The following is an 11,868-nucleotide window of genomic DNA, read 5'->3' as shown; positions in this document are numbered from 1 at the left end:
AGAGAAGTCAAGCCCGCCAGAGCCGATGGTACTGCGGTAAAACGTGGGAGAGTAGGTCGGTGCCCAATCTTAAACATGCCCTCTATCTAATAGATAGAGGGTTTTGTTGTTTATAAGCGGGTTGGAAGTTGTGTGTTGTAAGTTGTAGGTTCCGCGTTGTAGGAACTATTCCAACACACAGACATCGAACTAATACCTTTTACACACAACTCAAAACTCACAACCTTTCGCATACAACACACAACATATAACCTGCAACTTACAGCACTAAACCCGGGCGGAGCGGATACCGGCCCAAAGCTTAAGGCCTGTGCAGTATGAGCATAGAACGGGGCTACCGTTAATAAGAACTACCGGCACTGATTTTCCAAATGAGCTTCCAATGGTCTTTATCCAAGTTTCGAAACCTCGATCCTGGCAACTCAAATCTCTTCTCACACAACTCACAACTTTCAACATACAACTAATCTATAAGTGGTATTTAATCGTTAACTTTGTATCCATCTAATATTTGGTTTTATGATGTTTTTTGAAGAAAAAAGGCGTGAAGTAATGGTGCATATTGAAAAATACATGCTCGAAAAGATGCATGAATTTTTGAAGCCTATTGACACCATCTGGCAGCCGTCGGATTTTTTGCCCGATTCTTCAAGGGATACCTTTTTTAACGAAATAAAAGAGTTACAGGAAAGCGCGGGCGGCTTATCATACGATTTAATTGCCGTGCTCATTGGCGATACCATCACCGAAGAAGCCTTACCTACTTACGAATCATGGCTTACCATGGTTGACGGTGTTTCTAAAGATGAAGAAGGTGGCTGGATGAAATGGACCCGCTACTGGACAGCCGAAGAGAACCGCCACGGTGACCTGCTGAACAAATACCTGTACCTATCGGGTCGTGTTAACATGCGTATGATGGAAATATCAACCCAGTATTTAATTGCTGACGGTTTTGATATTGGCACCGGTACCGATCCTTACCGTAACTTTATTTACACTTCTTTCCAGGAGCTTGCAACTAATGTATCGCACCGCAGGGTAGCTTCACAGGCTAAAAAGCATGGAGATACACTGCTATCTAAAATGTGTGGAGTTATAGCGTCTGACGAAGCAAGGCACGCCAAAGCTTACAAATACTTTATCGAAAAAATATTTGAGGTAGACGCGAGCGAGGCCATGATCGCATTTGAGGATATGATGCGTAAAAAAATTGTAATGCCTGCCCACTTTTTACGTGAGGTAGGTTTAAAAATAGGCCAAACCTTTGGCCACTTTACTGATGCAGCACAGCGCTTGGGTATTTATACTGCGGTTGACTATGTTGACATTCTGAAAGAACTATTGGAAGATTGGCATATTGAAAGCATTACCGGCTTAAACGAACAGGCAGAAAAATCGCGTGATTACCTGGTGAAATTACCTGATCGTTTAATGCGCGTGGCCGATCGTATGAAGAACCCAATGCTGGAGTATAAATTCAGCTGGATCAACGGTTAGTCCTTTTCTACATTAAAGCCCGGTTTTTTGTAATCCGCCGGTTTGTAACTGTCGGGTATTTGAATGGTGTTGCCATCGCGCAGTGCACTGTAATGCGGTGACATGATCTCTACCCCGGCTTCATTAAATTTATCCTGTATATTTTGGTGTATGCGCGAATACAGTACAGCCATTTGCTGTGGCTTATCCGTGTAGGCGTTTAATTGGTAAGCTACATTAAAGTCGTTAAGCCCGGTCTGCAATACAAATGGCGGAGGCTCACTTAATATCCCTTCGCAACTTCTGGCCGCACTTATGAGCAGATCATGCACTTGTTGCCACGGCACATCATACCCAATGGTAACACTGGTGTTCAATATCAACCCTAACGATTTTGATGATGTGGTGTAATTAACCGTTGCGCCCGCCAAAATAGTGGCATTAGGCACCGTTACATCCTCGTTTTTAATAGTACGTACCCGAGTGATCAGCAGGTTTTTCTCTATCACATCTCCGGTTACATCGCCTACTTTTACCCTATCGCCTACTTTATAAGGACGCATGTAGGTAAGTACTATGCCCGATACCATATTCGATATGGCCGATGATGAACCAAAGGAGAACAAAATCCCCAGGAATACGGTTACACCTTGGAATACCTTTGAGTCGGAGCCTGGTAAGTATGGAAATATCACCACGAACATGAATGCATATAGCAGCACCCGCACAATATTGTAGGTAGGGATGGCCCATTCCGGGTAAAAGTTTTTGATAACGAAAGACCCGTTAGATATTTCGACCGCTATAAATTTTACCAGCTTAATAATATAACGGGTGAATAAATAAATTACCAGTACCGTAAGCAGGTTAGGGATGTAATGCAGCAGGGCAAATAATATACGCTTAAGCGGATCTATAACATAAGATAACAGCTGGGTAGCAATGGGTTTAGTCCAAGGGAATATGAGGAAGGCTACGGGCAGCGCCAGGTAAATCATCAGCACTATAATAGCAAGCCGTAAAATATTCAACAGGTTAATAAATACAGGGAGCAGCCTATGCGCGTAATTTACAGGTGCACCTTTTTCGGCCAGTTTGGCCAGGCGTTTATCCCAGGAATGGAATATCCTGTACTTTATCCACCTGAAAGTACGGTTAACTCCCCATATCAGTATCAGCAATAATATAATTACAGCTACGGCTTCCAGTACGTCGGTTAACAGTTGCTTAACGCTATTATTAGCTATAGAGTTGTCCAGTGTTTTTTTAATGATGCTTACAAAATTCGTAGCAAGTTGCTGGCGGTTGAGTTCGCTAAGGGCGGCATCTTTATTATTGACCGCCATTATCAGTTCGCCCTTATAACTAATAACGCATAGCGCGGTATCGTTTTTTATAGTGATAGAATCGGCGTTAAAATCCAGGCGACTGGTGAGGTCTGTAAGTCGCTTGCTGATCACCTGCGTGCGCTCCTTCACCGTGAACAATCCTTGCCCGGCATATAGCGTAAATAAGGTATCATTACCCAGTAAAACAGGTTCGCCAACAGGTTTGGTTGCCGGTTGAGCAAATGCTTGTAAAATGCCAAGCAATAAAATGATAACAAGGCAGGTGCGCTTCAGCATAAGTTTTTATGATAAAGCTAATAAAAATAAAGGCAAATGTGAGCGATGGTTCTACTGATGTATTATAATTGCGGTGCCGTAGTACCTAAATATTCGGCAAACAAAATATCCAGTATCGACTCCAGCGTGAGTACGTTCACGTCATCTACATAATGTTCTGATTTGGTAACCGACAGGTTGTTGCCATCGGCACTTAATCTGAATAGAAAATCGTCGTACACTTCAGGCTGATTTATTTCAATTTCATCACCCGCCTTTACAATATTGAAAGTAATATTACTTTGCCTGTGTTGCTGAAACAGTGGATTCACCTTTTTTTGTAAATAATTAAGCAGGTCGTCAACTATTATATTCTTGTTGCTGTTAATGGTTTTCATGGTAGTATATTAGCTTACAGATACGGATTGGCTGTTTTATTGCAAACTAAACTGCTGCTGTAAATGTTTTTAACAGAAAATATAGTTTAATATGAAATACAAATTGCTTGGCCGCTCGGGCCTTAAAGTTTCTGAATTATGTTTGGGGTCAATGGGTTTTGGTACCGAGGCCGGTTGGGGAGCTGATAAAGATACCAGCTTTGCCATTATGGATGCTTTTGCCAATGCCGGCGGAAACTTTATTGACACGGCCAATATCTATAAACTGGGCACCAGCGAAAAGATAATTGGTGAATATGTAAGCAACCACGATCGCGATCATTTCGTGCTGGCTACAAAATATACCCTGCTGGATAACCGTACCAACGTGAATGCATCTGGCAATAACCGTAAAAATATGATGCGCAGTGTAGAGGAAAGTTTGAAGCGTTTAAAAACAGATTTCCTCGATGTATTGTACTTACACATTTGGGATAACATTACCCCTATTGATGAAGTATTGCGCGGCCTGGACGACCTGATACGCCAAGGGAAAGTGAATTATGCCGCTATAAGCGATACCCCGGCATGGGTAGTGGCAAAAGGCAATACGCTGGCCGAACTAATGGGCTGGAGCCAGTTTATAGCCTTGCAGGTGGAATATAGCATGATTGCCCGTACAGCCGAACGAGAACTGATACCGATGGCTAAACACTTTGGGATGACCGTTACTCCATGGGCACCCTTAGCAGGCGGTGCGCTTACCGGTAAATACCTGCGTGGCGACCAGGGGCGTATTAAACCTGAAAGTAATCGACTTAATGATAACAGTGTTAAAATAACTAAAGCCGTGGTTGATGTGGCCGATGAAATGGGTGTGTCGCCAAGTCACGTAGCATTGCAGTGGACAAGGCAGCAGGGTTTTTCGTCTATCCCGGTAGTGGGGGCAACTAAGGTGAGCCAGCTGGAGGATAATTTAAAGTCGGTAGAGATAACATTGAGTGATGAACATTTACACAAACTGAACGCGGTAAGTGCTATTTCGCTTGGTTTCCCCGGCGACTTCTTTAATGAGGACGCGGTAAAAACAAATTCTTTCGGTGGCTTTTACGATAAGGTAGAGAAACGGATATGATTTATATATTTTTTGAGCTGTTAAACTGACATGTATTTACAAGATATTTCGAATTTTAGCTTAAAAAACAACCAAAAAGTTAAAATTATTTCAGTAAAAGAGAATTTAAAAAAATTAAAATACTGTATTGCAATGAATTGAATTGTTTTCAGTACGTTCGCATATTATTTCGCAGTTCTTTGCGTTATAATGCTATGTAAGTTTAATTTCTTACATATGTGATAAGGTTTAGGTTGAAAGCCCCCAGCAGCGAGTGCAAGGGGGCTTTTATTTTTTGTATTATTGGCATTTGATATTTTAATGAACCTGAAACAAGAATTATATAACCAATGCCTTGAGTATGTTAAGGGCAGAATGGCGGCCGCCCAGGATGCCATTGATGCCGCGCAGCAAGCAGCAAAGGACGATACCAAAAGCAGCGCGGGCGATAAATACGAAACCGGCCGCGAAATGATGCAGCAGGAAACCGACCGCAATATGGCTCAACTGGCCGAAGCTAATAAGCTTAAAATCGCTTTAACCCATATCAGCATCAGCGCTAACTCAACAATTGCCGAAGCAGGCAGTGTGATCATCACCAATAACGGAAATTTTTACCTGGCGATAAGTGCCGGTGTGTTGATATTGGGAGAGGCTAAATATTTTGCCGTTTCCCCGGCTTCGCCAATTGGTATAATGTTACGGGGTAAACAAGCCGGACAACAGGTTAGCCTGAATGGAAAGAATTACACGATACAAGAGGTATTATAATTACCGGAAGTATACACAAAAAATAAGCGCGCCCTTTTTTGAAAGGCGCGCTTATTTTATTTAGAGGCTTATGCTTATTTCACATAAACCACTTTTGTAGTACTGATTGAGTTTTTGGTAGAATCGGGCATGTAGCTGGTTGAAAACTTCATGTCTTCGCGTGTACCGATTAATGCGTTGAACTTCGCGTTTGCTGCTTCTGATGTTTCGTAATTTTTGAAGAATTTTAATTCCCTTTCAAATTTAACGTTAACCACGGCAACACCCGCAATAGTAGTATCGCTTACCGTTTTATCAATTTGGTTTAAATTGAACGGCTTGTAGTTTTGACTAACATCGCCCCATTGCAGTTTGGTAGTAAAGTCAAAATCGGCAAAGGCGGTATTTGAGTAATCTTCGTTAAAGTAGATATACCACGATGTATTGTACCTGTCTTTATCAATTAACAAATGGATCTTCTCGTCAAATGCCAGCGTAAGTTTGCTGCCGGTTACACTTGCTTTTATTTGTTGCTCTTGTACATTATAATTTAAGGGCGTAATTTTTAATGATGCTAACAGAGCAGCTTCCTCTTCAGGTGTACTAACCGGGTCTGTGTTACCCGGTGTTTCGGTACCTACTCCCTTCGCAGGCACAACATCGCTCAGTTTTTTGCAACTTGCAAAAACTGCTATCAGTAATGCGCTAAGTATTAATTTTCTCATGCGCGATATAGTTCAACTATATATCCAAAAAATTAAAAAAATCTGAAAATAATTTGAAACCTTATTTTTAACACTGCGTATAAAGTCAATTGGTTTTAGCAAATTAAATTGTGGGTTATTGATAATTAACCTATGTGAAATGGTGCGCTTTGCCTCAATAAATTAAAAGGAAAATATATCGTTTAACAAAATCGACATAAACTCCCCTGTGTTGTAAAATATTTTCTTTACAGTAAAAACTTCTTCTCCTGAAATTCTATAAATAGGGTAAAAAAATCTACAAAATACCACGTATGGGGAATTTATCGCCCACTTTTTTGCGCAAATTTTCACACTATTAAAATTTATGATGAACTAAAAAATCAGATTTTAAAAAGTATTTTTATGCCCAATCAAACCAATTTTATTAAACAATGGGAATAAAAAATCTGCTTATTAAATCGGTTAAGCAAGTGCTGCTATCGGCATTGTTGTTTACCGGCATCAAACCCGCGGAGGCCAAGGTAACCTTGCCTGCCTGCCTCACCGACGATATGGTACTTCAGCAAAAAGCACAAGTAAATCTTTGGGGAAAAGCTACCGCAGGCAAGCCCTTAACCATTACTACATCGTGGAATAATAAAAAATATACCGCTACTGCTGATGTCAAAGGAGACTGGAAAATAAAGGTAGCCACGCCTTCATTCGGCGGCCCTTACACCATCAGCTTTAACGATGGCGAAGCGCTTATGCTAAAAAATATCCTGATAGGCGAAGTTTGGGTATGCTCGGGCCAATCGAATATGGAAATGTGGGTGAGTGGTATGTATGGCGATGTATTGAACGCGCAGCAGGAAATAGCAGCGGCCAATTATCCTGAAATACGCATGATCAAGGTGGATAATACCATTAGCATGCAGCCCTTAACCGAGCTGAAAACCAAATGGAGCTGGCGGGCTTGTTCGCCGCAAACAGTAGCGCAGTTTTCGGCAGTGGCCTACTTTTTCGCTAAAAACTTGTACGAGGATAAGCATGTGCCCATCGGTATTATCAACACTACCTGGGGCGGTACCGTTGCCGAGGCCTGGACAAGCGGCGAGGCCCTGAAAACCATGCCTGCCTATGCGCCTGCTGTAAAATATTTTGAAAGCGGCATAACGCAAGAAAAACTAAATAAAGAATACGATACCAAGCTTGCTGCATGGACAAGCGAGATCAACGCCAAAGACCAGATCGATGCACAAGGAAGCGCGCCATGGGCTAAATCAACATTTGATGTATCGGCATGGAAAAAGATGCCTGCGCCGGGCTTATGGGAAAAAGGCAGCTTGCCTAATTTTGACGGTATAGTAAAGTTTGTAAAAAAAGTAACCATACCTGCCGCATGGGCCGGGAAGGATGTGGTGTTAAGTTTAGGTAGTATTGATGATAACGACATCACCTGGTTTAACGGCACCCAAATTGGTCATACCGATGGTGTATTTGTACAACGGAAATATACCATCCCGGGTAATTTAGTGAAGGCGGGTGAAAACACTATTGCCATACGGGTTTTTGATACCGGTGGCGATGGCGGCTTTAATGGCGGCCCGTTAACTATATCATTAGCCTCCAATGCCGACGAAAAAGTTGACCTTGCCAGCGAGTGGAGTTACCTGGTAGGCAGCAAGCTAAGCGAACTACCCGCAGCACCTCAACGCCCGGATGGACCAAACAGACCTACCTTGTTGTATAATGCCATGGTAAACCCGATTATCAACTACACTATAAAAGGTGTAATATGGTATCAGGGAGAAAGCAATGCTAACAAGGCCGATCAGTATAGTACCTTATTCCCGCTGATGATCAGCGATTGGCGCAAACAATGGGGACAAGGTAATTTCCCGTTCTACTTTGTGCAGCTGGCTAACTTTATGGCGCAGGATGCCCAGCCGGTAGAATCTGAATGGGCCGAGCTGCGCGAAGCACAGTTGAAAACGTTATCGGTACCCAATACAGGCATGGCATCGGCTATTGATATTGGCGATGCCTACAATATTCACCCCGCTAACAAGCAGGAAGTAGGCCGCCGCCTGGCGCTGATAGCTAAAGCCAAAAACTATGGCGAAAAGGTTGCCTATTCAGGGCCGATATACAAAGCCCAGACCATAAAAGGTAACGCTATTGAACTTACGTTTACTTATGCCGATGGCGGACTGAAAGTGAAAGGCGATAAACTAAGTGGCTTTGCCATAGCCGGTGCCGATAAAAAATTCTATTGGGCTGATGCCAAATTAGAAGGAAATAAGGTAGTAGTAAGCAGCGCGCAGGTAAGCAGCCCTGTAGCAGTACGATACGGCTGGGGCAATAACCCAACTTGTACGCTCTACAACGCCGCCGACCTCCCCGCCACCCCATTCCGCACCGATACATGGCCGGGCATAACCGTAGGGAAAGAATAATATTGATATTTGCTAATATAAAAGCCCGCCTTTGCAAAAGCAAAGGCGGGCTTTTAGTATACAGGTAATTATTGCAGCCGAGCCTGACAACCCATCAATAACCAAAAATGCGGCATCGTAAGGAATGGGTAGCACAAGCCCTGCCTAAGTAGAACCTTTAATAGTTCCTTGCGCAGCCGCGACTTTTTTCTTTGGTGACTTTCTTTTTTGAGAGAAAAAAGAAAGTTACATCCACTAACGAGAACATGGCAGAAGCATTCCTAACAGAGCACAGATCGACCATAGGCTGCACTTCGTTTCAATATGACCGTTGGATAAAAAATGCGGTTTCCAGACTTATGAAGTTTTCAAAACTTCATAAGTCTTCTGCAAACATTCAATTAATACTTCTGATAAACATTATACAAAACATTCAAATCCAGTTGCGTTAACTGCGGGCTACTGTCTGTTTGAACGAAATGTTGTTTAAAGGCCGAAATTGCCGCGTTAAGATTAGTAATATCATACCCGATAAGGCGCAGCGCCGTGGCCGGATCGAAACCATCAGGAGCGAGTTCAAGCACATCTTCACTGTAATAGCCGAAGCCTTTTTGTGCCAGTAGCTTCCACGGGAAGTACTTGCCCGGGTCAACTTTACGCCCCGGCGCAATATCCTGGTGACCAATAAAGTTGGCTGTGGGGATATTGTATGTTTTTTTCAGCTGTGCCAATAACAGCAGTAGGCTATTAATCTGCGCATCGGTAAACGGCGATTTACCATTATTATCAATCTCAATACCTATCGACGAACTGTTGATATCTGTAACGTTGCCCCATTTGGCTACGCCGCCATGCCAGGCACGCAGGTAATCGTTCACCATGTGGTATACCTTGCCATCTTTACCCACCACATAATGCGCGCTCACCTGTGTTTTCACAATGGTAAAAGTTTTAAGTGTTTGCGCCGCCGAATCCTGCGCAGTATAATGCAGCACCACATAATTGGGCTTGCGCAAATTAAAATTAACCGTACCCACCCATTCCGACGGTATAATACGCCCTAAACTATCCGTAAGTACCGAAGGCTTGGTTTCCTGCAAGGTTTCGGCAAAGGTTTTCGCCTGATCCTCGTACACCTTATTGGTAATAGCATACGGCCCCTTCTTAGGCGAACAAGCCGCAATAAACACAATGGAAAGAATATATAGATAGTGGTGGTGTTTCATGTTAAAATGCCGGGTTAGTATTTTCAACCAATCGGATGAAGGATGCTAAGTTAAGCAATGTATTTGTTGCTTCATCGGTATAGCCCTAACTCAATTGATGGCGTTTAGTTGGTTTAAGTAGAATTTAACAATCGGGATATCGGCGTCTGCCCAATCCAAATCTAATAATTCATTTTTATTAAGCCATTTAAAATCGACGTGTTCATTTAATGTTATTTCGCCGTGGATGTGTTTGCAAACAAAAGGAATGAGCTTTATAGTTACCGCAGGATAATTGTGGATATTAACAGGTAAGCTTTCTACAATGTTTATATCGATACCAAGTTCTTCCTTTATTTCTCTTATCAAACAATCTTCAGCTGTTTCATTTGGCTCTATCTTTCCGCCAGGAAATTCCCATTTTAGAGGTAAGCTCATTGTGGCGCTTCTTTGGGCTACAAATATTCTGTTTTGAGCGTCAATAATAAGGGCGCAGGTAACATCTATCATTGAGCTAAATTACGGTGTTATTTCAAACCCCTCTTCAATCCACCGCTCCCGCTGCAAAAGTATTCCCCTGTTTCACATCGCCTGTTTCGTAACCTTTTTTGAACCAGTATTGGCGTTGGGCGCTGGTGCCGTGGGTAAAGGAGTCGGGTTCTACGCGACCGGTGCTTTGCTTTTGAAGGCGATCGTCGCCAATTTGGTTGGCGGCGTTCAGTGCTTCTTCAATATCGCCGGGCTCCAGTACGCCTTTGGTGCTTTTTTCGTAGTGGGCAAATACACCGGCGTAAAAGTCAGCCTGTAATTCGAGTTTAACGGATAGTTTATTGTATTCGGTTTCGCTGAGGCGTGCACGTGCTTGCTCCATTTTTTGGCTTACGCCCAGTAGTTGCTGTATATGATGACCAACCTCGTGTGCTATAACATAAGCGCGGGCAAAGTCGCCGCCGGCGCCGAAGCGGTCTTGCAGTTCATCAAAAAAAGAAAGATCGAGATATACCTTACGGTCGCCGGGGCAATAGAACGGCCCTGTTGCCGATTCTGCAAAACCACAGCCCGAAGTTTCAACCGCCCCGCTAAAAAAGTGCAGGGTGGGCTGTTCGTAAGTTTGCCCCATTTCCTGGAATATTTGTCCCCATATATCTTCGGTATCGGCCAGCACCACTTTGGCAAATTTCTTTTGCGGGGTATCTTCACTGCTACCGGGTTGGGTATTGATCTGCTCGGTTTGGTTGCCAATGCCGGTTTGATTAATGATCTGGCTTGGATCAATACCTGTAAAAAAGTATATCGCCGCGGCAATAATGCCAACCAATCCGCCGCCAAGGGCCAATCCGCGACCACCGCCGCTGCTGCCTTCTTCAGTATTGCTGCTTTCGCGCCTGCCAAGCCATTTCATAGTGTTGTGATTTATTGGGGTTAACAGTATAAATTTATTAAATGTTTTAAGGATGCGTGGCTTATCTCCAACTAATCAATAAAATGGCGAAAAGAATAAATAATATACATTTGCATATAACATCAGTATATGAACCGAATTTGCCTCATTGAAGATGAAGAGAAAGTTGCCGCTTTTATTACAAAGGGACTACAGGAGCATAACTATCATGTTGAGGGAGCGGTTGACGGTATTGCCGGGCTGATGCAGGTGCTGCAAAACGATTATGATCTGGTAATTCTCGATATTATGCTGCCACTGCTTGGCGGCATTGAGGTTTGCCGGCAAATAAGGCAAAAGAAAGCGCAGCTGCCCATATTAATGCTGAGCGCTTTAGGCACTATTGATGATAAGGTGAACGGTTTGCATGCAGGGGCTGATGATTATTTGCTGAAACCATTCCATTTTAAAGAGCTGCTTGCCCGTGTTGAGGCATTGCTTCGCCGAAGGCAACCTGCCGATACCGGGAGCCATCACCTCACTTTTGCCGATCTTAAACTGAACACCTGGGATAAAACAGCCGAGCGTGCCGGTAAACAAATTATGCTTACCGCTAAAGAATATGCCCTGCTTGAACTGTTCATACACAATCCTAACAGGTTGCTCTCCCGCGAGTTTATTACCGAGAAGGTATGGGGATTCAATTTCGACACCCAAACCAATATGGTTGATGTATATGTGAATTACCTGCGCAATAAGATCCAGAAGGGGTTTGATAAAAAACTGATTCATACGGTGATTGGTATGGGGTATATATTAAAGGAACAATAGTGG

11 protein-coding genes are annotated in these 11,868 nt (G+C 43.1%); 5 read left to right on the top strand and 6 right to left on the bottom strand.

The genetic code is table 11. From position 1 onward, the window contains the following. The first annotated feature begins 519 nt into the window (after positions 1 to 519). Positions 520 to 1,500: an acyl-ACP desaturase gene (locus tag AC07NA_RS24525; protein WP_345213427.1), complete on the top strand. Its 981-nt coding sequence runs from the start codon at positions 520 to 522 to the stop codon at positions 1,498 to 1,500. Here the strand turns inward: AC07NA_RS24525 and AC07NA_RS24520 are convergent. Continuing rightward, positions 1,497 to 3,104 carry a mechanosensitive ion channel family protein gene (locus tag AC07NA_RS24520; protein WP_494900542.1) on the bottom strand — a complete coding sequence of 536 codons (1,608 nt, stop codon included), beginning with the start codon at positions 3,102 to 3,104 and terminating at the stop codon, positions 1,497 to 1,499. The genes AC07NA_RS24525 and AC07NA_RS24520 overlap by 4 nt on opposite strands. A 62-nt stretch (positions 3,105 to 3,166) precedes the next feature. Further along, complete coding sequence (locus AC07NA_RS24515; RefSeq protein ID WP_494900540.1) at positions 3,167 to 3,481, bottom strand: hypothetical protein; 315 nt, start codon at positions 3,479 to 3,481, stop codon at positions 3,167 to 3,169. Positions 3,482 to 3,572: 91 nt separating this feature from the next. Between AC07NA_RS24515 and AC07NA_RS24510 the strand changes: the two genes are divergently transcribed. Together AC07NA_RS24510 and AC07NA_RS24505 are read left to right on the top strand one after the other, a co-directional pair. Continuing rightward, on the top strand, positions 3,573 to 4,595 hold the full coding sequence (locus AC07NA_RS24510) for an aldo/keto reductase (protein ID WP_494900539.1): 1,023 nt from the start codon (positions 3,573 to 3,575) through the stop codon (positions 4,593 to 4,595). A gap of 300 nt (positions 4,596 to 4,895) precedes the next feature. After that, on the top strand, positions 4,896 to 5,345 hold the full coding sequence (locus tag AC07NA_RS24505; RefSeq protein WP_494900537.1) for a 3-oxoacyl-ACP synthase: 450 nt from the start codon (positions 4,896 to 4,898) through the stop codon (positions 5,343 to 5,345). 74 nt (positions 5,346 to 5,419) lie between these two features. Here AC07NA_RS24505 and AC07NA_RS24500 read toward each other — a convergent pair whose 3' ends face one another. Further along, positions 5,420 to 6,049 carry a hypothetical protein gene (locus AC07NA_RS24500; protein ID WP_494900535.1) on the bottom strand — a complete coding sequence of 210 codons (630 nt, stop codon included), beginning with the start codon at positions 6,047 to 6,049 and terminating at the stop codon, positions 5,420 to 5,422. A 413-nt stretch (positions 6,050 to 6,462) separates the two neighbouring features. Here AC07NA_RS24500 and AC07NA_RS24495 point away from each other — a divergent pair, with 413 nt between their 5' ends. Then, positions 6,463 to 8,469: a sialate O-acetylesterase gene (locus AC07NA_RS24495; protein ID WP_494900534.1), complete on the top strand. Its 2,007-nt coding sequence runs from the start codon at positions 6,463 to 6,465 to the stop codon at positions 8,467 to 8,469. Positions 8,470 to 8,849: 380 nt separating this feature from the next. Here the strand turns inward: AC07NA_RS24495 and AC07NA_RS24490 are convergent, their stop codons facing one another. From AC07NA_RS24490 to ypfJ, 3 genes are all read right to left on the bottom strand, one after another. Next, positions 8,850 to 9,674, bottom strand: a complete 825-nt coding sequence (locus AC07NA_RS24490) for an N-acetylmuramoyl-L-alanine amidase (RefSeq protein WP_494900532.1) — start codon at positions 9,672 to 9,674, stop codon at positions 8,850 to 8,852. Between the two features lie 90 nt (positions 9,675 to 9,764). Continuing rightward, entirely contained in the window at positions 9,765 to 10,163 is a 399-nt protein-coding gene (locus AC07NA_RS24485) for a (deoxy)nucleoside triphosphate pyrophosphohydrolase (RefSeq protein ID WP_494900531.1), read from the bottom strand. A 34-nt stretch (positions 10,164 to 10,197) separates the two neighbouring features. Further along, positions 10,198 to 11,055, bottom strand: coding sequence for a KPN_02809 family neutral zinc metallopeptidase (gene ypfJ / locus AC07NA_RS24480; protein ID WP_494900529.1), 858 nt, complete (start codon positions 11,053 to 11,055; stop codon positions 10,198 to 10,200). 129 nt (positions 11,056 to 11,184) lie between these two features. Between ypfJ and AC07NA_RS24475 the strand changes: the two genes are divergently transcribed. Further along, positions 11,185 to 11,865 (top strand): response regulator transcription factor, encoded by a 681-nt coding sequence (locus AC07NA_RS24475; RefSeq protein WP_345213318.1) that lies wholly within the window; start codon positions 11,185 to 11,187, stop codon positions 11,863 to 11,865. The last annotated feature ends 3 nt before the right edge of the window (positions 11,866 to 11,868 follow it).

The organism is Mucilaginibacter sp. GW821-FHT07G05 (assembly GCF_059418565.1).
Note: the sequence above shows the minus strand (reverse complement) of the source record. Positions and strands in the feature narration are given on the sequence as shown.

Coding starts and splice junctions, on each gene's coding strand:
- AC07NA_RS24525 (WP_345213427.1), top strand. CDS start 520: ATGATGTTTTTTGAAGAAAAAAGGCGTGAAGTAATGGTGCATATTGAA.
- AC07NA_RS24500 (WP_494900535.1), bottom strand. CDS start 6,049: ATGAGAAAATTAATACTTAGCGCATTACTGATAGCAGTTTTTGCAAGT.
- AC07NA_RS24495 (WP_494900534.1), top strand. CDS start 6,463: ATGGGAATAAAAAATCTGCTTATTAAATCGGTTAAGCAAGTGCTGCTA.
- AC07NA_RS24490 (WP_494900532.1), bottom strand. CDS start 9,674: ATGAAACACCACCACTATCTATATATTCTTTCCATTGTGTTTATTGCG.
- AC07NA_RS24505 (WP_494900537.1), top strand. CDS start 4,896: ATGAACCTGAAACAAGAATTATATAACCAATGCCTTGAGTATGTTAAG.
- ypfJ (WP_494900529.1), bottom strand. CDS start 11,055: ATGAAATGGCTTGGCAGGCGCGAAAGCAGCAATACTGAAGAAGGCAGC.
- AC07NA_RS24475 (WP_345213318.1), top strand. CDS start 11,185: ATGAACCGAATTTGCCTCATTGAAGATGAAGAGAAAGTTGCCGCTTTT.
- AC07NA_RS24520 (WP_494900542.1), bottom strand. CDS start 3,104: ATGCTGAAGCGCACCTGCCTTGTTATCATTTTATTGCTTGGCATTTTA.
- AC07NA_RS24515 (WP_494900540.1), bottom strand. CDS start 3,481: ATGAAAACCATTAACAGCAACAAGAATATAATAGTTGACGACCTGCTT.
- AC07NA_RS24510 (WP_494900539.1), top strand. CDS start 3,573: ATGAAATACAAATTGCTTGGCCGCTCGGGCCTTAAAGTTTCTGAATTA.
- AC07NA_RS24485 (WP_494900531.1), bottom strand. CDS start 10,163: ATGATAGATGTTACCTGCGCCCTTATTATTGACGCTCAAAACAGAATA.